The sequence below is a fragment of the Cellvibrio sp. GW822-FHT04B05 genome, from assembly GCF_058800985.1.
On the sequence record NZ_JBXAMU010000006.1, the window covers coordinates 187,503 to 207,564 of the forward strand.

A 20,062-nucleotide genomic window follows, 5' to 3' on the forward strand; every position below is an offset into this window, starting at 1 on the left:
CTAATCGGAGATTTTTTTGCGGAATATCAAACGGTACTTGCTGTTTTATAAGCAGTCATTTTGCTTGCTTATCAACAGATAATTATTGTAGAGCGCGATTAACCTTGTGGAAAATACAACATTATTTTTATTATCAAAAAACAGACGTGCAGTAAAACTTAAATCACACGTCCGTATAACTACATTTGGGTACATATTTATTGCGGGTCACATAATTACTGCAGATAGAAAAACCCGAATTAATTACTTTCCTGTTTCGGCGTGTAACTCCAACGCGGTGTCACTAACAGGATAATGACAGAGATAACCGCCACTGCTGCTGATAACCACAGTGCCAGCGGTGCATCACCAATCCGCTCAGGATAAATTTTTGCAACCGCACCCAAGCCAATAGCGTTACCGCCAGCAACCAACACAGCAGCGGCATAATCGTGGAAGCGGCGCGCTTTATTAGCACCCACCGCCCATTTTGGATGGGTGTTATAACTGGGCAACTCCTCGTGCGCATTATTGAGCTGTTCCAACGCCGACAAAAAGCGACGCAGATTTGTAATTGCACGTTCCGCTTTGTAATTCAAAAACGCCAGACAAATAGAGGCAACCGGAAAGCCCGCCACTAACCATTCAACCGGTACCTCGGCTCCACCCGGCCCGGGTTTAAGCGCAACCAACGCAGCCAATAAACTTACCACCAGGGTGACATAAAGTGCGAGCGCTTGTTGGCGCTGGTTTATACGTGCATTCACTTCCTGATAGGCCGCGATGAAGCGGTAGTTGGCATCGACAATATATTTGGTTGTCATAGATGTGTAACTCGTAAAAAATCCAGCAATAAAAAAACGACAAAGGCACATCCAGTACCTTTGTCGTTGTGGTTCATAAATCCAATTAAAACGAGCGCATGACCGATTGGAACTATGCGCGAGGATCCGGTGTTAAACGCAAATAAGGTTTAACCGCCTTGTAACCTTTAGGGAAGCGACGGGCGATTTCTTCCGGATCTTGCAGCGCCGGAACAATCACCACATCTTCACCCGGTTTCCAATTGCCCGGCGTTGCAACTTTGTGATGCTCGGTCAATTGCAGCGAATCAATCACACGCAAAATTTCATCGAAGTTGCGGCCAGTACTCGCAGGATAAGTAATGATGAGACGGATTTTTTTCGCAGGATCAATAATAAACAGCGAACGCACAGTTAAGGTGGCGTTTGCGTTTGGATGGATCATGTCATAAAGGGTTGCGACTTTACGGTCTGCATCCGCAAGGATCGGGAAATTAACCTGAGTCAGTTGGGTTTCGTTAATGTCGTCAATCCATTTGTTGTGGGAATCCACCGGATCAACACTCAACGCAATAGCTTTCACATTACGCTTGGCAAATTCTTCTTTCAGTTTTGCCGTCAAACCCAATTCGGTGGTGCATACCGGAGTGAAATCTGCCGGGTGAGAAAATAATACGCCCCAACCATCGCCGAGCCATTGGTGAAAACTGATTGGGCCCTGTGTGGACTCCTGGACAAAATCCGGTGCTTCATCACCTAAACGTAAGCTCATTCTCGCCTCCTTCGGCTGCCAAGTATTCTGATAGATAACACACTCATGTGAGTGGACTAATGGTAGGTCGCACATAAAAAATGGAGAAGGATTATTTTGGACTTTGCTTAGAACCAAATGCACTCACACAGAAAGTTATAAGCACATAAAAACTAAGTATTTCCAAAACTTAAAACAGCTGACTAAGATGCCGGCCACGCTTACAAAGCTATTGATGTGCCACATACCACCAGCAAAATAACCAGACAACTGGAATAACGATGAAAATTCGCGATCTCGATTTATCTGATAGCCCTGTCAATCAAGAACATGAGGCACTCGGCCTCCCTCCTGTAGAACAAATTCCCTTACATCCGGTTATACGCACTGCCGTCTGGTTCGCAACGTTGACTTTGATTGGGCTTGTCATATTGGGACTGACCCATTTATTCGGCGGTAGCTGGCAAGAAGGTGTGGACAGCATTAAAACCACGCTGGATGACTCCATGTTCTGGAATGCCCTACTGGTAGGTTTATTAGCCCAAATCGTCGACGGCGCGCTGGGTATGGCCTACGGTCTAACCTCCACCAGCTTCCTGCTGGCGACCGGCGCATCACCTGCCCTCGCAAGCGCTTCGGTGCACATGGCAGAAGTCTTCACTACCGGCGTCTCCGGCATCTCCCATGCCAAATTCGGCAATGTGGATAAAAAACTATTCTTGCGTTTATTGATTCCCGGCATCATCGGCGGCCTGTTAGGTGCATTGCTGGTAACGCAAATTGATGGCAAGACACTCAAACCGTTTATTACCGTCTATTTGCTACTGATGGGTGCTTACGTGCTGAGCAAGGCGTTTCGCAAACATATAGCGACCCGCAAAAGCGAACCCAAACACGTTGCCAAATTGGCGTTGCTCGGCGGTTTTGTCGACACCTCCGGTGGTGGCGGATGGGGTCCAGTGGTTACTACAACACTTGTCGGCACTGGCCACGATCCACGCACCACCATCGGTTCAGTGAACTTTGCCGAGTTCTTCCTGACATTAACCAGCGCCGCTTCGCTGTTTATTCTTGTCGATGAAACAATTTGGCATGTTGTTGCGGGCTTGATTATCGGCGGGCTGTTCGCAGCACCTTTTGCAGCCTATGCGTGCAAAAAGTTTTCAACCCGCACCTTGCTGATCCTGGTGGGGTTATTAATCAGCGGTATTTCGCTGTTTAATTTGTACAAAGCGCTTTTCGGCTGATCAAATAAACCCATTGGTCGAGCCAACCTATTGAGCCGGTTGGCCCGCCAGCTCACCCCTTGTTGACGTATTACCGGCCTCCATAGGCGCATTACGCAGGGATTTGAATATACCGAGAACTACCAAGGTTGCACCGAAGGCAATTGCGCCCAACGTAAATATGCTGGCGAGGGACGACATGAACTTCCCCACCAATCCGATGCCTACTGCGCCGAGGGAATCACCCGATGCGTCCTGTGCAGTCCAAAGTGCGTTGACCCGGCCAAGGTAGTGGTCGGGCGTATGACCTTGCACCAACGTGTATTGCAACAATGAGGCAATCGATACCAGATAACCAAACGCTGCGAGCAACACCAGCGCAAGGAGAAAATGTTGGTTCACCCCCAATAGCATCAAGCAAACAAATGAACCGAGACTGGTTGCACCCATTACCCAGCCAGGGCGAGTCAGGTCATTGGCCCAGCCGCTGATAATTGCGCCCAAGGTTGCTCCCAAAGGCACAGCGGAATACATCAAACCCAATTCAAATGCACCGCCACCGTAAGCAGTTTCCGCCAGCGCGGGGAAAAGCACACGGATGGCCGTGGTTAGGGTCACCAGGGTACCGACCAAAACCACACTGAACACTATCTTGTTGGTCACCATAAATTGGAACCCTTGGGCCAATGCGCGCAGCGGATGGCTCTCTTCGATTTCCGTCGGCCTCATCACCGGCAAACTCAGCAGCGGCAATAACGTCAGCGCTGTGCCGAGCGCTGCAATCAGGTAAGCCCAACCGACGTGAGAAGCGGCGATAATAATTCCACCCAGCGCCGGTGATATCACCGTCGCCAAACGAATGCTGACCATACTCACCGCGCGCGCTTGCATCAGTTTCTCGCGGCCGACAATAAACGGCATCGCAGCCATTAATGCAGTCACCCCCAGCGCGCCAAAAAAACCATCCCATACGGACAAGATATAAATCACCCACAGCGATGGCGTTGGCAGCCAGGCGTTAATGGCAAGACCAAAAAATCCGAGACCGCAAATTGCACGCGCAAATAAAATTAACGCTTTGCGATCCTGGCGATCCGCCAATACACCACCCAACAACAAGCCGACAAACAAACCGATACCTTCCAATGCCATCGCCACGCCGACATGAAAACTATCACCGGTTAACTGATACACCTGCATGGGAATTGCCACTGACAACATGCCGAGCCCCAGCAGGGAAATAGTGCGCGCAATAAAAACATTGCGAAAATTGCGATTGTCCCGAAGTACACTCAGGTCAACAAAAATGGATTTTTTAGCCATGGTTTTCTCATTCATTTTTTAATGTATTTAACAATCAGCCTTGCCAGAGGCAGTGAGCAAATAAATTGATGAGCCGATGAATTTTCCATCAGCCCGCCTTTTAGTAACCAAACAGTTTCACTAGACAGTTTTATTAAACCGTCAGTGGTTGTTCTTCTGGTTCAATAACAACTGCAAGATTATCCGAACCATAAATTGCAGCGCGTTCAAGCAACTCTTCCAACAATGGCCCCAGCGTCTCCAACGATTGCGGAGACATAATATTTTCGTGGGAGCATTCGGTTAGATGATGGATTTGCAGTTGCTGTGCATAGGGCAGCCAGGCGGAATCTGCATCGATATATTCCGGCAGGGATTGATCAGCCACAAACAAGGTCACTGCACCGCTGTAAGCCGGTGTTTTGGTTTTGGCGAGCAGGCGCACAGCGTCTTTGTAGTTGGCAAAAATCTGGGTGAGCATGGCTTCTTTTTCCTGGCGCATCAGCTCGTCCAACGTTTCATCGGCAGGTGCATCACCAGCGAAGGCATCATTCAACAACTGCGCCTGTTCGCGTTCGGCGCCCATCGCGGCCTCTGCACCTTGTGGATCACTCCAGTCATGCACTTCGGCGGGATAGGTATCCAGCAAACCGAGGAAATCCACCGCCTCGCCTTGCGCACGCAATTTTGCCGCAACGCCGTAAGCCACAGTTCCACCCAGTGAATAGCCAAGCAAATAATAAGGCCCTTGCGGTTGGACGTTGCGGATAATCTGCAATTGCCGGCCGATCAATTCATCCATGGTTTGGCTGGTCGCGATCAAACCGCCGGGGCGCGGTGATTGCAGGCCGATAATCGGTTGTCCCGCTTTGAGATAGCGCGACAAGACCGAGTATTGCCAGGCAAACCCGGAACCGGGATAGAAGCAAAACAGCGGCGCACCCTGCCCTTGGCGCAAATGAATAAGCTGATCAAAACCATCGCTGCCGAAGTCGTTGAGCATCACCGAATCGTTAAGTTGGGCGGCCAGTTTTTCCACTGTTGGCGAGGTCATGATCTGCCCCACAGCGACCGGGCGTTGCAGTTCACGGCGAATCTCGGCGGCGAGGCGCATTGCCATCAGCGAGTGCCCGCCCAGCGCAAAAAAGTCGTCATCGGCAAATACTTGCCCGACATCCAATACTCGCGCGAACACATTGGCGAGCCGGGTTTCCAGACCGCGTACAGGCAAGCGCCCCTGACGATTGGATTGTCCTGCGCTAATAGAAAGACCGGAGGCTGGAATCGGCAAGGCTTTGCGATCCAGTTTGCCGTTGGTGCTCAGGGGCAAAGTATCCAATACTACCCAAGCTACTGGTACCATATGGGCGGGTAACTGCGCTTGCAGGTTGGTTTTGATGATGTCCGGATCCGGTATTTCACCGGCGACAGGCACGAGATAAGCCACCAACTGGCGGTTATCCATATTGGCTTGGGCAGCATCCGGTTGCCCCAACACCACCGCATTCACGACAGTGTTAGCGACGCCGGTTTGTTGCAATAACAGGGTTTCGATTTCACCCAGCTCGACACGCTGGCCGCGGATTTTGATCTGGTCGTCGGCGCGACCGACGTATTCAATTACGCCCTGCGGCAACCATCGCACTATGTCGCCAGTTCTGTACATACGAGCGCCCTGCTCACTGGAATAAGGATCGGCCACAAAACGGCTGGCGGTTAGATCGGGACGCCCCAAGTACCCTATCGCCAACTGGATACCGCCTAAGTACAACTCCCCTGTCGCTCCTACCGGAACCTGACGCAGATACTGATCCAGCACCCGCACCTGGGTATTCCAGACCGGGCGACCAATGGGCACGCCAGCGCCGCCTGATGTCATGTCGATAAGAGCCGATTCATCCTCGCTGCGATAAATTGCCGGGTAATAAGTCACGTCCACTGCTGCTTCGGTGGGGCCGTAAAGATTGTGGAGTCGGGCACGGGTAAAGCGGCGGGCAAATTCGTGCGCCTGAGCTTTGGTCAGGGCCTCACCACTGCAAAATACCAGCCGCAGATTCGGGCAAAGCGTTTGCTCAGCCGGATAAAGCGCATTGGCGCTGGCGGTAAAGATCGCCAGCATGGACGGTACAAAGTGCATACAAGTCACACCGAAACGCTCAATGGTTTGCACCAGTTGTTGCGGATCGCGATGGGCTTCCGGTTCTGCCATCACCAACTGCGCGCCCACCATCAGCGGCCAGAAAAATTCCCACACGGAAACATCAAAACTGCTCGGGGTTTTCTGCAATACCACATCGTTGGTATCCAACTGATATTCGTGTTGCATCCACTCGATACGGTTGTAAATTGCCTCATGGGAAACCAGCACCCCTTTCGGACGACCGGTAGTGCCCGAGGTATAGATGATGTAAGCCGGATGTTGCGGAGTAATGGCGACAGGCAACTCGGCCTGGCCTGCGGTTTCGGTATCGAATAATTGATCAAACACACGGATTGCCGGCACCCCTGCCAAGCCTTCCAAACGTTTCTTTGAGGATTCACTGGTCAGCAACAAACGCGGTTTGGCATCGCTGAGCATATAACTCAGGCGATCATCGGGATAACCCAAATCCAGCGGCAAATAGGCGGCGCCCGCTTCGATCACAGCCATGAGCGCAAGACTCAAATGCACTGAACGGGGAATCGCAATCGCGACGATACTGCCCGGGGTCACCCCGGCATTCACCAGTTCTGCTGCAAGCGCCCGTACTTGCTGGCGCACTTCGCTGTAGGTCATGCTGTGGCGCGCATCGCGCAGGGCCAACGCATCGGGGGTGCGCCATGCCTGATTCGCCAGCGCACCGCGCAGGGTTTGCGGTGCGAGCGGTTGCGCCGTCGCATTCACCTGACGAATAAAGGTTTCTTCCTGTTCGGATTGCAATGCATAACGGGCAAGCGGTAATTCCGGCTGGGCCAGTAAAGTGTGCAGGATACGCTCAACACGCCGGGCGACCTGTGCCGGACTGGCCAAGGCACCGCGATTCTCCACCAACAGCGTCAGGGTTTCGCCCGGCAGCACCAGGAGTGCGAGCGGATAATGGCTGTAGCCGCGATTGTGGATATTGCCCATCACCAGCGGTTTGCCATCGGTACCGATAAGGTTGCGGGCGAGGTAATCGCTATCGGGATAGTTTTCTACCACTAATAAGGTATCAAACAAATTGCCTGTGCCCGCGAGCCGCTGGATTTCCGCCAACCCTAAAGCATCGTTTTCCAGAAGTTCGATATGGCACTGCTGCATGGATGGCAACACATCCCACAGCGAACGATCAGCTTCCAGTTTTACGCGCACCGGCAAGGTATTGAGGAATAACCCCACCTGCTCTTCGATACCGGCCACCGGCGCGCTGCGCCCCGACACCGGGCTGCCAAACACCAGATCATCGCGACCGGTCAGGCCTGACAAGGCCAGCGCCCAGACCGCTTGCATCAATACATTCAAGGTGAGGCCACGCTGGCGTAGCTGTGCCATCAACTCAGTAGTCATTTCCGCAGGCAGCGCGAGCGAAAACTCTTCCACTTGCGCACTGGCGTGCAGCTGTTCAAATACGATGGTGGGTTGTACGCCGGCCAATGACTGCTGCCAAAGTGCGCGGCCGGGAGCGAGGTCACGCGTCGCCAGCGAGGTAATTAATTGCGCGTAATCAGCGTGCGGTTTAGCGAGTGGTTGCTGATGTTCGTAGGCTTGCAATAAATCGCGCAGCAGCAAAGGTGTAGACCAGCCATCCACCACCAAATGATGGATCACTAACAGCAACTGATAATGGCCGTGATCCAATTTGACCAACGCTGCATTGAGCATGCCGCCGAATTCATGGGTCGCATACCCAGCATCAAGCAATTCATGCTCGATATCAGCCAGTACCCGCTGTTTTGCGGCACTACTCAGCGGACTCAAGTCATGTTCCTGCCACGGCCAAGCCAATGGCTGGTCAGCAGCGGGCAGCAGAAATACCGGCTCAGCACCGGTCTCGGTATCAAATACACCGGCGAGTTGCGGGTAGCGGGTTAACAGGCAATCCAGTGCGCGACGCAGGCGTTGGCTATCCAGGGCGCCGTTGAAATCCACACGGGTATAAGCATTGTAATTACCGGCACCCTGCCCTAATTGCGCATGGAACAACATCCCTTTTTGCAACGGCAACACTGGCGCGGCGGCCGAGAAATTACCATAGAGCGCGGTCAATTCAGCGGCTTGTTCTGCTGGCAAATGCCAACGGGCAGTATTCACAACTTCAGCTTGTGCTTGACGAACGACCGCCGCTAACTGGCGCGGATTACGCAGCGCAAAAATTTCGCTGGGGCGCAGTTCATAACCGGCGTGGCGCAGTTGGGTGCACAGCATAATTGCCGAGATACTATCGCCTCCCAGCACAAAGAAATCATCCTCTACACCAACCCGGGCAAGTTTGAGCACTTCCGCCATAGCATCGCACAGTTGCACTTCGCGGGGAGTGGCCGGACGGGCACTGCTAAACGCGGCGACAGGTATCTGGCTGGCAGGATCCGGCAGGCGTTTACGATCAACTTTACCGCTGACATTGCGCGGGAATTCCTCCATCACCACCAGTATGGAAGGCACCATGTAATCCGGTAATTGCTGGCGCAGTTGGGCGAGCAAGGTCTGGCTGCATTGCGCTTGCTCGTTGGCATTTAAGCCAGGCACCACGCAATAACCCACCAAGCGCTGGCTGTTATTCACCGATTGGGCGATCACCACCACACTTTCCACACCGGGCAAGAGCGACAAGGCATTTTCCACCTCGCCGATCTCCACGCGATAACCGCGGATTTTGACTTGATCATCACTGCGCCCCATGTATTCCAGGCGGCCAGCGCGATTCCAGCGCACCAGATCGCCGGTGCGATACATCCGGCTGCCAGCATCCACCGAATTGGCAAACGGGTTAGCCACAAACCGGCTGGCACTCAACCCGCCACGGGCGAGATACCCTGATGCCAAGCCCGCACCTGCGACATACAGCTCACCCACTACTCCGACCGGCACTTGCTGCAAGCGGGAATCCAGCACGTAGACCGACGTATTACCGATGGGACGACCGATTACCGGCCGTTCACTATCGCCCAGCGCAGCGCGCAAGGTATCGACGGTGTATTCCGTGGGACCGTAGAGATTGTGTACTTGCAGATGTCGGTACTGGCGCAACTGTTGCCAGAGCGCTGCCGGTGCGGCTTCGCCGCCGATCAGGATCAAGCTCGGGTGATGTTGTCGCTCGGCCATCAGGCCGTTGCTGAGCATCTGCGCCAGAAATGACGGCGGCAAATCCATGGCATCTATTTGTAAGCGCGCGACGGATTGCACTAATTCGTAGGCATCGCGGCGGGTGTCTTCATCGAAAACGTAGAGCTCCTGCCCCAGTAACATCCAGAAAATCTGCAACCAGGAAGAGTCAAACGAAAACGAGTGCGTATGTGCCGCGCGCAAAGCGCGATTCGGCCAAGCCTGTTTTACCCGCGCCAGCGTTGGCAAATAAAGCGCCGTGCGATGAGATGAAACCAGGTTCAGTAGAGCACCGTGGGTGTTCATCACGCCTTTGGGGCGACCGGTACTGCCGGAGGTAAAAATCACGTAGGCGATACTATCGGCGGTGATAGGTGCAAGGCGCTCATTGGCTTGTAGCGGGCTATCGGTAAAACCCTGCAAGCGCGATCGGACGTCGGCAGTATCAAGGTCGAGGCGCTTTAAAGACACGGGCAATTCCAGATTCGCACGACGACTGCTGAGCAACAGGCGCGGATTGGCATCCTCACACATCATCGCCATGCGCTCGGGTGGATAATCCAGATCCAGCGGTAAAAAAGTAGCGCCGCTGTGCAACACTGCCAACATGGCAATAATCGCTTCTGTCGAGCGCGGAATGGCAACGGCAACCACTTGCCCTGTACCCGCACCTTCTGCAATTAACAGGCGACTCAAGCGTGCCACTTGCTGATTCAGTCCGGCAAAATTCAGACGGGTTTCACCACACACTAACGCGAGGGCATCGGGCCGGTCTTGCCCTTGAGCGACCAGCAAATCCACGATGGTAGTGAGGCTTGTATCGCGCTCAACCGGAAGTCCTTGAGACCAGACCGCAATATCCTTCACTTCATCGTCATTCAACAACGGCAATTGCGCCAGGCTGGATTGTGGATCAGCCAACCAACCGGTTAACAAACGATGGATGCGCTGGGCGTGGGCTGCCAATTCGTCACCGCTGTAGCGGTTTGCATCGGCGCGCAATTCCAGGCTGATGTGTGCACCCTGGATAACCAAACCAAATTCCAGGTCATCAATGGGACCAGTGGCAAGGTGATGGGTAATTCCCGCAATAGTCGCACCACTGTTCCCGACGAATTCGAGCGCGTAATCAAACATCTTGTAATTGATCACTGCGCCATAAAGTGTTTGCCCGGAACCCACCAAATGGCTGTCGCGCTGGATTTGCTCGGCCGGATAACGCTGGTGCGGTCGCACTTGTTGCAGCGATACCTTGACCGTTTGTGCCACCTCAGTCCATGCCATTGCGGGGCGCAAATGCACCGCGACCGGAAGGACATTCACCACCGGTGCGACCGACCTCACTGCCACTGAACCCATGCGGCACATAAAGGGCACACCCAATGACTGGCTGTACTGGCCGGTCATGCGGCTTTGGTAGGCAACCAGCAAACCGAGTAGTAAATCCGGAGGAGCAAGTTGTGGTGCTGCATCGCTTGAGCGAATCGACTGCTGCAACTGCGCAAAACAAGCAGCAGGAAATGTAAAGGTATGGCTCAGCAATCGGGTGCTTGTCTGGCTGGTCGTCGCACTGCGCAATGACAAACTCGCCGCTGCCGGCAATGCTTGTTGGTACTCCTGCCAGAAGGTTTTATCCTTTTCCCACTTGCTGGAGTGGCGATAGGCTTGCTGCTCCGCGACGACCAGATCCACACCTATAAACGGGTTAGGACTAACCGGTTCGCCCTGCACCAAATGGTTATAAATAGTAGTGATACGGCGGGTTAATGCGGTAAAACTGTAGCCATCGAGCATGATGTGGTGATAACGCTGATACCACAACCAACACGCGCGGCCGGAAATTCCCTGAGTCTCATCCCTGACCCGAAAAATCCCATGACGATAAAGCGATCTGCTTACACCCAAGGGTAAATCCGATTTGGTATCAGCCCACATCCATTCCCATGCCCGGGCTTTGCCATCGGGCTGGTCGTACCAGTCCATCACTTCAACGGCAATCGCTGCCGGATCAGGCGCTACTAACACCTGCTCTGCGCTTGTGCCCGCCGCACGGTAATCCGCTGTCACCGTATCGGCCTCCGGCAGAGCGATACGAATCGCCTGTTGCAGCAGCGACGGATTTACGTCTCCATGCAACTCAATGCAGTGGGAAATAACATAGACAGCCTTGTCCCCGGCGACTTGGTCAGCCAGCCATATTCCTTCCTGCGTTGCCAATAAGGGCAAGGTTTTTGCGAATGTCATGGCAGATTAACCTCAGTTGGCGGCTTGGAAAGGATTGATTTCCGGCCAGTGGCGCTCAATGTAATCCAGACATTGGCTGCGCTCTTGCGGGCCAAAACGCACATCCCATCCTGCGGGCACGGCGGCGAATCCCGGCCACAAACTGTATTGCGCACGGTCATTGGCCAGCACTAAAAATGGGTGTTGCTCGTCATCAAATGGATTGAGGTAGTTTTCGTTGCTCATGATGGTTTGCTCGTAATCAAATTAGGAAATGCGGTTGAAATTAAAAGGGGAAAATTCGGCATCCGACGCAGGTGAACCCAGCAAGCGGATAAGTCCACTGACCAGTCCTTCGCGCCAGCAAAGCCAATCGTGGCCACCGCGAAATTCGCGATAGCTGACCTTGTGTTTCGCAGCGGATAAAGCATCGCGCAAAGCGCGGTTAACACCCAGCATGCCGTGCTCGTAGCAGCCGATATCCAGATGAATCCGCAATGCAGCGCCCTGCCCTTGACCGGCCAGCACCGCTTGGGTGAGTTCACCCTGATCGCCAGTCTCATCGGCATCCGGCCACCAGAAAGAACCTGACTGGCTGAGCGCAATACCAAACCGCTCCGGCCAGTGCAACACCGCATAGGCCGCCGCCAAGCCGCCGAAGCTTTGGCCTGCAATCAGGGTTTTCTTTGGGTCATGGGTAAAGGAAAAACGTTTCTGCAACCGCGGCAATAACTCCTGTTGCAGCGCATACCAGAATGTTGGATTGCATGGCATTTCGTCAGCGCGTGCGCGCGGACTTAACGCATCGATAAACAGATAATGGGCAGCGGGCAAAATGCCGCTTTGTGTCAGCGCATCCAGTTGGCCAAGTAGCGGCTGATGATTGGCCCAATAATGGCCATCAAGCAGGATTACCAGCGGTACATCACGCGATTCATCTTTGCCAGTGTCGTAAAGCCAGACCGAACGTTCACTGCCAAGGCGACGACTGAGCCAGCGCTCGTGGTGCATACGGATCGGCGCGGTAATTTCCGGCACTGCACGCGTTGGTTGCAATTGGATAGCCGACAACGGCAACCCCCAATCGCTGTTATGCGGCGGGAGCAGATTGAAACTGTCGGCCCTGGCTTGCCGCTCCATCAGGTCAATCCACCAATGGCGGCGTTCGCGGCTGTTTTCCGGTGGGGGTAAATCCGCTGCTTCAACAGGCATTAAAAAATAGCTGCCGCACCAATCCGCTGGTAAACGAGTACGCCAATACCAAACATCGGTCTGCCCGATGCGGGTCAGTGCCGTGAGCGATTGGGTGACGTGGGGAGTGTGCGAGTAGACATCGATAAACACCTGCGCCGGTGTACCTCGCCACAGAAAAGTCAGTTCGACTGTCGCGCCGATGCGCGCTCCATGCAAAGGGGTACCGGTCCGGGCTACATCCTGCCACCAGGCGGGACTGCCCACATCGGCACGTTCAAACAGCAGTTCCGTCTGCTCGGTCAGTGAATCAGGGGATATACAGAGGTTCATTGTTAACGTCCCGGTGCGATGTTCGAGCTGCACTCTCAAAACCGGGACTCAATACTAAAAGCCGATATCTTCAAGGCAACGGAGGATACATTAACAAAAATTAATTCCATTTGTAAATTGTTATCATTTGATAAGCGCAATTTTGATTTATTATGTCGCTTAAATCAAAATACCTTTTTAAAACAACCAGGTAGGATTATCACTTAAAGCACCGTCGAGGCTTTTTGACACGTTACTTTCCACCGCAATCTCACTCGTGCGATCATCAGCACCTGCATTTGCTGCCCAAACACTGTCCCTGGCTCCCTTATTAGCGCGTCGCCATGTCAGCTTGGCCAGCCAGAAAAACACCAATGCAAACACCAGCGCTGTAACATCAACAGCCAGGCTTGCGTTGCTGGTGTAAGCCCAAAGCCCTAACGAGGGAAACAGGATCGCGATAAGTGAAGTCAATGGAATTGCAAAGGATGCAATGGCACAAGCAGCCAACAAATGCGCTGCCCCTCGCGCCGCTCCCTGCCAAAAGGCCCACATTACAGCGCTCAGGAATGCGGCGTAGTAAATCCACAGATAGCCGTGATTGATATTATCCATATGGGCGTAGAGCCACTTGCCGCCGATCATTGCAGTCACAACGCCGAGTATCGAGCCGAGGCAGACACCGACGGTAGCGGCTGCCATCCAGTGGGTATTGCGCGCTTGGGTCACCCATTGCGAGCCGCGCTGGTGTTTACGGCGGCTCTCTACCCACAGCAAGTTACCGCTGTAAAACAGGAACGCACCACTTAGCCCCAGCAGGAAATACACCCAGCGCACCAAATCACCGCCATAACTGCCGAAATGCAATGCGAAAAAACTGCTGGCTAACTTGCTCCAGATGTCTGCCTTTTCCGGCAGCATACCGGTATTGGTAATAGCACCGGTGTAGGGATTGATCCCGAGGTAAGCACCGATTGGCCCATGTACCATTTGCGCAGTATTGACGATAGTTGCCCGCACCATCGGGCGCGGGGTTTCGAGGCGCATGTACAGCAGATCGGTAATGTTGTACCCCGGTGCTTCCTCGTGCAGGCGTTTGATCAATTCAGAGGGGGGCAACATTTCCGCCAAAACGTAAGGTTCGCTGGGGGCGGCCGGCGGCGTAAACATCGGCTGCTCTTGATAAACCACTTCTGCCAAGCCATCGTAAAACTGGTCGTGGAAGGCAAACACAATCACTGTCAGGCTGATCACAATATGGAACGGCAGGCTGGTAATACCGATGATGTTGTGGGCATCAAGCCAGAAGCGTTTGCGATTTTTGCCCGGACGCAACGCGAAAAAGTCTTTCACCAGCGTCGGCAATAGCAGGATTAAGCCGGAGATCAGTGCGAGAAAATACATCACGCCCGCGACACCCAGAACATAGACGCCGAGGTATTCGTCGGTGAGAAAACCGGGGATTCCGCCGGTGCGATGCAGCATATCCACCAGGTCACCCAGCAATGACGGCATTATCTGTTCGGATTGCAATTGCCCATTGGCATCCAGTGTGGCTTGCCAGCGCGGACTGGAAATCGCCAGTTCGCGACCGCCCTCCGCTTCGCTCCACACCACCGGCGCGCTGATATTTTCCTGCGGCTGCAAATAGAGGGTGAATTGGCCCCGCGCTGCCGGATGTTTTTCCAATAATTGACTGACCAATGCATCGCGTTCCGCCTCTGCCACAAACGGCAGGCGCTGCTGCGGAGCGCTGGTCCAGCGATCCAGCGGCTGCTTGAACATGGTGAGCGCACCGGCAAAAAAACCGATAAACAATAACAAGCCTGCACTTATGCCCACCCAAGTATGGAGGGAGCGATACACGCGCAAAATATCACTGCGAACTTTCATCTAACCATTTCCATTTTCTAACCCCATAACCAGCCCTGTTGGGCCATCCATAACAGTGCGTAAGCCAGCAAATTGGCCAGCGATAACCAGAGAATCGCACGCAAGCCGGTGCGGAACAAAAAGGTGAAACTGAAAATCAGCACCCACAGGGGCGAGATCAGCCACATGTTCACCTGCACTTTATTATCCGCGCTGATGCCACCCGGTCCGAGCCATGCAAACAAACCACTTAATGCCAATGCGAGGCTCGCCCCCAATACACATCCAGCGAAAGTTTTGCTCCACCAATCCGGCTGGATACGCGCTTTGGTTGCGGAGGATTCCGTTGCCTTTATCGGTTCGATGTCGATATCAGTTGCGGACATTTTTCTGCCTCCGGGATTTTTCATCAGCGCGCGGCGGAACCAGCGGTGTGAGCGCAATAAACGGCAGCAATCCCCAATACAACATCAGCAGTACGAGTGTTGCAAAAATAGCGGTGACAACACTGAACATCAACAACGCGCAATACAAACCAGCGAGCAATAATAAACAGCCCGCAACCCTGCTCGGCCATGCGGACAACGAGTTCGCCAACCAGCGCTGATGGTTATGGCTGAGATACAAAAGGACCGCACCCGCCAATATCAGTAAACCGAAAATAACTGCCATCATGCAGCGCCTCCCTCAGAAAAATCGTGCGCAGTTGCTGCGCGATTGTTAAAACGACGCTGCACTTTTTCGGTTGCGCGCACGATCAATAAATAACAGAGCGGCACCAGAAAAATCACACAGACAGTTGCCGAAACGACACCGCCCAGCACACTCGCACCAATCGCATTTTGACCTGCTGCTCCCGGCCCGGTCGCTAATACTAAAGGTACAACCCCCGCACCGAACGCGAGTGATGTCATTACAATAGGACGCAAACGTTGGCTGGCGCCGGCGATAATCGCCTGCATCACACCCTGTCCCCGCCGCACAGCGCTCTCGGCGAATTCGACAATCAAAATCGCATTTTTAGCGGAGAGCCCGATGGTGGTCAGCACTCCCACCTGAAAGAAAATATCGCGTGTCATCCCTAATAAATTGGCACCCAATACTGCTCCCAATAGTCCCAGCGGAATCACCATCAATACGGAGAAAGGAATCGACCAGCTTTCATAGAGCGCGGCGAGGCATAAAAACACAAACAGGATCGAGACGGCATAGAGCAACGGCGCTTGTCCGCTGGAGATTTTTTCCTGATACGACAACCCACTCCAGGCGTAATGGGTGACGCCCTGTTCGGCGGCGATGCGTTCGATTTCTTCCATCACCCCACCGGAACTGACACCGGGAACGCCGGCGCCGCTAATGGGAATTGCAGGCAAACCATTGAAGCGTGTGAGCTGCGTTGGGCCGGAATCCCAACGAGTGGAAGCGAAGGCCGAGAAAGGTGTCATTGCATTGTCATTGCCGCGCACAAACCATTGGTGCAAATCTTCCGGTGCGGAGCGGTAATCTGCATCGGCTTGCAGCAATACTTTTTTCACCCGCCCGCGATGCACAAAATCATTCACATAAGTGCCGCCCCATGCGGTGCCCAGCGTGGAATTCACATCATCCAAATCCAGCCCGAGGGCGGAAGCTTTTTGTTGGTCGATATCGATACGCAATTGCGGACTCGGTTCACTGCCGTCGCTGTCGGCATACAGAATCGCGGGACTTTCACTGGCAGCATCTACCAACTCGCGCGCTTTTTGCGCGAGTTTGGCTTGGCCGATAGCTTGGGTATCTTGCAACCAGAATTCAAAGCCGTCGGTATCACCCAATCCATCAATAGGCGGCAATACCATCGCAAATACTTTGGCATCGCGCAGGTCACTTAATGCGCGGGTTGCACGGCTGGCGATAGCTTGGGCACTGTTTTCAAACCCTTCGCGTTCAGACCAGTCTTTCAAAGGCACAAAACCGATGCCCGCATTCTGCCCGGAGCCGCTAAAACTGAAACCGGCCACGGTATAGATGCCTTCGACATTGGCCTTTTCCTGCGTCAGGAAATACTGCTCGATCTCTTTCACCACTTCCGCCGTACGCGGATAAGTGGCACCCGGCGGCAACATGTAGCGCACCATCACCGTTCCCTGGTCATCTTCAGGAATAAACGCGGTCGGCAAACGCTGGTAGCCCCAGAATACGCCGAGCAATATCACCGCATACACCACCAGAAACCGCACCGGGCGATTCAGTACCAGCCCCAGACTGCGGGTGTATTTTTGCTGCAGGAAATGGATGCCGAGACCAATGGAAGCCAAAAGCCTATGACGACGCCCGGTGGAAATATTCGCAGTATGGGGTTTGAGCAAACTGGCACAAAGCACAGGCGTAAGGCTAACCGCGACCAGTACCGATAATGCCATTGCAGAGACGAGCGTGACTGAAAACTGGCGATAAATAACGCCGACCGAACCGGCAAAAAATGCCATCGGCAAAAAGACCGCACCCAGTACCAGCGTAATACCAACCAGCGCACTGGTAATTTCATTCATCGATTTAATCGTCGCAGTGCGGGCATCCACCCCCTCCTCCGCCATAATCCGCTCGACGTTTTCCACTACTACAATCGCATCGTCTACCAACAAACCTATCGCCAGCACCATGCCAAATAAGGTGAGCGTGTTGATTGAGTAACCACAGGCCGCCAGCACTGCAAAGGTACCCAGCAATACAACCGGCAGCGCAATGGCGGGAATCAACGTAGTGCGCCAATTTTGTAAAAAAATAAACATCACCAGCACAACCAGCACCATGGCTTCCACCAGGGTTTTAATTACTTCAGTGATGGAGCGTTTAACGAAGCGGGTGGCATCTTCGGGGTACATCATCTTCACGCCTTGCGGAAACGCCGGAGCCATTTGGGCGATGCGCTCTTTCACTAGGGCAGCGGTATCGAGCGCGTTGGCGCCCGGCGCAAGGTTAATCGCCACACCGGATGCGGGCATGCCATTCAAGCGCGAGGTGCTGCCGTAACTCTCGCTGCCAATTTCCACGCGCGCGACATCCGCAAGCCGAACCACTGCTCCGTCGGAAGCCGTTTTAATCACGATATCGCGGAACTGCTCAGGTGTTTGCAGGCGCGATAAGGCTGTTACGGTGACATTCAAACGCTGTTCATTATCTGACGGTCGCCCACCCAATTCGCCCACCGGCACTTCGGTGTTCTGCGACTCGATAGCGCGCACAACATCGACGGGGATCAGACCAAAACTGCTCAGGCGATGGGGCTGCAACCAGATACGCATTGCATAAGGCGAGCCAAAGGTTTCCACTGCGCCCACACCCGGCACGCGCGCAAGCGCATCGACCATCGTCGTCACAAGCCAATCGGAGATATCCGCATCGCTGCGCAGGCCGGATTCATCGTAAAAAACCGCCACCATCAGGAAGCTGCCCTGCTGGGCAGTCACACTCAAACCGGCCTGCTGCACCGCGCGCGGCAGGCGGTAGCTCACTTGGTTAACTTTATTTTGTACCTGGACCTGGGCGACTTCCGGGTCGGCATCTTGCTCAAAAACAAGCGTGATACTGGCGGCGCCGGACGCGCTACTGTTCGCATCGAAATACAACAGATGATCCAGGCCTTTCAACTCTTGCTCCAGAATCTGGGTGACACTGTTCTCGACCACTTCTGCCGAAGCACCGGGATAAACTGCCGAGACTTGAACAATTGGCGGCGCGATATTCGGATACTGGGCCACCGATAAATGACGCAGGCCAAGTAGCCCCGCCAGCATAATGACAATCGCAAAAACCCAGGCGAATACCGGGCGCTCAATAAAAAAACGGGAGACCATAATTTACTCCACCCGGGTTTCAGTAGTGAGAATATCGGTCTTGCCAGTTGCATCGGTTTTGGCAATTACAGAGTCAGCGACGGGAGTAACCCAGGCAACGGGCTTTACTCCCTGCCCCGGCCTTACCCGCAAGCTGCCTTCAACAACCACTCGTTCACCGGCGTTTAATCCTTTGCGCACCGCCCACTGGCTGCCTTCGCTACCCACTAATTCCAGAGCGCGCAACTCTGCCTGGTTATTGGCACCCACCACCCAAGCGGCGGGTTCATTTTTCTCGTTGTAGTGCACCGCTTGCTGTGGAATCAATACCACGCCTGACTCAATACCCTGCTCAATCAAGGCGCGTACATACATTCCCGGTAGCAGCAATCCCTGGGGATTGGGAAATTGCGCGCGCAGGGTCACTACACCGGTAGCGGGATCGACATTTAACTCGGTCAATTTGAGAAAGCCCTGCTGCTCAAAAGGTGCGCCGTCTTCCAGAATCAAACTGGCAGCACGAGCGCCCGGCCGCAAGTCACCGGTATGCAGGCGACGCTTGTGTTGCAGCAACTGCTGGCTGGATTGGACGATGTCCACATAGATAGGATCGAACTGCTGGATAGTGGCCAATGATTCCGGTTGATCCGCTGAGACCAGTGCGCCCTCGGTGATCGCAGAGCGCCCGATGCGACCCGCGATAGGCGCGCGAACGTTGGTGCGCTCCAGATTCAGGCGCGCAACATCAAGCTCCGCCTCAGCTGCGCCGACTTGCGCCAAACCCTGGCGGTAATTGGCCTGGGCTTGGTCATGTTCTTGCGGGCTGACACTCTTGCTGGTCAGCAAGCGGGTATGACGCTCGGCTACCGCCTGTAAATTCACCAGATTGGCTTTGGTAATCGCCAGGTCGGCATTGGCTCGCGCCATGGCGGCTTTATAAGTATCGGCATTGATTTGATACAGCAAATCGCCCGCTTTTATATCAGAGCCTTCGGCAAACAAGCGCTTTTCCACAATCCCGCTCACTTGCGGACGCACCTCGGCAACGCGCAATGCCGATACCCGTCCCGGTAACTCAGTCCGCACGGGAAAATCCTGGGCGGTTAAGGTAATAACTGCCACTTCCGGCGCGGTATTAGCCTCTTCATCACGATGTTCAGATGAACAACCTGAGGTAAGGAGCAATGCGATGCTGAAAGGCACAAAAAACAGGCGAGCACGAATTGGGAGGAGCGACAAAAGCAGTGACACTTTGGATTTCCTTACTACAGTGATCAAAACAGATTGCAGCGGATCTCATCTTGATG

Annotated in this window: 12 protein-coding genes; 1 reads left to right on the forward strand and 11 read right to left on the reverse strand. The window is 53.8% G+C overall.

The annotated features are described in order from the left end of the window. Positions 1 to 239 precede the first annotated feature (239 nt). Together AC1RJL_RS18890 and AC1RJL_RS18895 are read right to left on the reverse strand one after the other, a co-directional pair. Positions 240 to 803 carry a hypothetical protein gene (locus tag AC1RJL_RS18890; protein ID WP_492916920.1) on the reverse strand — a complete coding sequence of 188 codons (564 nt, stop codon included), beginning with the start codon at positions 801 to 803 and terminating at the stop codon, positions 240 to 242. Positions 804 to 915: 112 nt separating this feature from the next. Next, the gene (locus tag AC1RJL_RS18895; RefSeq protein WP_492916922.1) at positions 916 to 1,554 is read right to left on the reverse strand and encodes a peroxiredoxin; all 639 of its coding nucleotides are present in this window, start codon (positions 1,552 to 1,554) and stop codon (positions 916 to 918) included. A gap of 260 nt (positions 1,555 to 1,814) precedes the next feature. On the opposite strand from AC1RJL_RS18895, the gene AC1RJL_RS18900 reads away from it, so the two are divergent. Next, entirely contained in the window at positions 1,815 to 2,780 is a 966-nt protein-coding gene (locus tag AC1RJL_RS18900; protein ID WP_492916924.1) for a sulfite exporter TauE/SafE family protein, read from the forward strand. Between the two features lie 27 nt (positions 2,781 to 2,807). Here the strand turns inward: AC1RJL_RS18900 and entS are convergent, their stop codons facing one another. The 9 genes from entS to AC1RJL_RS18945 all read right to left on the reverse strand — a co-directional run bounded on the left by entS (position 2,808) and on the right by AC1RJL_RS18945 (position 20,006). Then, entirely contained in the window at positions 2,808 to 4,082 is a 1,275-nt protein-coding gene (gene entS, locus AC1RJL_RS18905) for an enterobactin transporter EntS (RefSeq protein ID WP_492916926.1), read from the reverse strand. A gap of 133 nt (positions 4,083 to 4,215) precedes the next feature. Next, positions 4,216 to 11,586 (reverse strand): amino acid adenylation domain-containing protein, encoded by a 7,371-nt coding sequence (locus AC1RJL_RS18910; protein ID WP_492916928.1) that lies wholly within the window; start codon positions 11,584 to 11,586, stop codon positions 4,216 to 4,218. Between the two features lie 12 nt (positions 11,587 to 11,598). Continuing rightward, entirely contained in the window at positions 11,599 to 11,811 is a 213-nt protein-coding gene (locus tag AC1RJL_RS18915) for an MbtH family protein (RefSeq protein ID WP_492916930.1), read from the reverse strand. A gap of 21 nt (positions 11,812 to 11,832) precedes the next feature. Further along, on the reverse strand, positions 11,833 to 13,089 hold the full coding sequence (fes, locus tag AC1RJL_RS18920) for an enterochelin esterase (RefSeq protein ID WP_492916932.1): 1,257 nt from the start codon (positions 13,087 to 13,089) through the stop codon (positions 11,833 to 11,835). A gap of 177 nt (positions 13,090 to 13,266) precedes the next feature. Next, entirely contained in the window at positions 13,267 to 14,961 is a 1,695-nt protein-coding gene (locus AC1RJL_RS18925) for a PepSY-associated TM helix domain-containing protein (protein ID WP_492916934.1), read from the reverse strand. A 17-nt stretch (positions 14,962 to 14,978) separates the two neighbouring features. Beyond that, the gene (locus tag AC1RJL_RS18930; RefSeq protein WP_492916936.1) at positions 14,979 to 15,326 is read right to left on the reverse strand and encodes a hypothetical protein; all 348 of its coding nucleotides are present in this window, start codon (positions 15,324 to 15,326) and stop codon (positions 14,979 to 14,981) included. Then, positions 15,313 to 15,615, reverse strand: a complete 303-nt coding sequence (locus AC1RJL_RS18935) for a hypothetical protein (protein WP_492916937.1) — start codon at positions 15,613 to 15,615, stop codon at positions 15,313 to 15,315. Before AC1RJL_RS18935 ends, AC1RJL_RS18930 begins: the two co-directional genes overlap by 14 nt. Next, positions 15,612 to 18,776: an efflux RND transporter permease subunit gene (locus AC1RJL_RS18940; RefSeq protein WP_492916939.1), complete on the reverse strand. Its 3,165-nt coding sequence runs from the start codon at positions 18,774 to 18,776 to the stop codon at positions 15,612 to 15,614. The genes AC1RJL_RS18935 and AC1RJL_RS18940 overlap by 4 nt, the downstream gene beginning before the upstream one ends. A 3-nt stretch (positions 18,777 to 18,779) precedes the next feature. After that, positions 18,780 to 20,006, reverse strand: coding sequence for an efflux RND transporter periplasmic adaptor subunit (locus AC1RJL_RS18945; protein WP_492916941.1), 1,227 nt, complete (start codon positions 20,004 to 20,006; stop codon positions 18,780 to 18,782). Between the last annotated feature and the right edge of the window lie 56 nt (positions 20,007 to 20,062).

Bases quoted from the DNA above. Each gene is read 5' to 3' on its own strand.
- AC1RJL_RS18890 (WP_492916920.1), bottom strand. From the start codon at position 803: ATGACAACCAAATATATTGTCGATGCCAACTACCGCTTCATCGCGGCC.
- AC1RJL_RS18895 (WP_492916922.1), bottom strand. From the start codon at position 1,554: ATGAGCTTACGTTTAGGTGATGAAGCACCGGATTTTGTCCAGGAGTCC.
- AC1RJL_RS18900 (WP_492916924.1), top strand. From the start codon at position 1,815: ATGAAAATTCGCGATCTCGATTTATCTGATAGCCCTGTCAATCAAGAA.
- entS (WP_492916926.1), bottom strand. From the start codon at position 4,082: ATGGCTAAAAAATCCATTTTTGTTGACCTGAGTGTACTTCGGGACAAT.
- AC1RJL_RS18910 (WP_492916928.1), bottom strand. From the start codon at position 11,586: ATGACATTCGCAAAAACCTTGCCCTTATTGGCAACGCAGGAAGGAATA.
- AC1RJL_RS18915 (WP_492916930.1), bottom strand. From the start codon at position 11,811: ATGAGCAACGAAAACTACCTCAATCCATTTGATGACGAGCAACACCCA.
- fes (WP_492916932.1), bottom strand. From the start codon at position 13,089: ATGAACCTCTGTATATCCCCTGATTCACTGACCGAGCAGACGGAACTG.
- AC1RJL_RS18925 (WP_492916934.1), bottom strand. From the start codon at position 14,961: ATGAAAGTTCGCAGTGATATTTTGCGCGTGTATCGCTCCCTCCATACT.
- AC1RJL_RS18930 (WP_492916936.1), bottom strand. From the start codon at position 15,326: ATGTCCGCAACTGATATCGACATCGAACCGATAAAGGCAACGGAATCC.
- AC1RJL_RS18935 (WP_492916937.1), bottom strand. From the start codon at position 15,615: ATGATGGCAGTTATTTTCGGTTTACTGATATTGGCGGGTGCGGTCCTT.
- AC1RJL_RS18940 (WP_492916939.1), bottom strand. From the start codon at position 18,776: ATGGTCTCCCGTTTTTTTATTGAGCGCCCGGTATTCGCCTGGGTTTTT.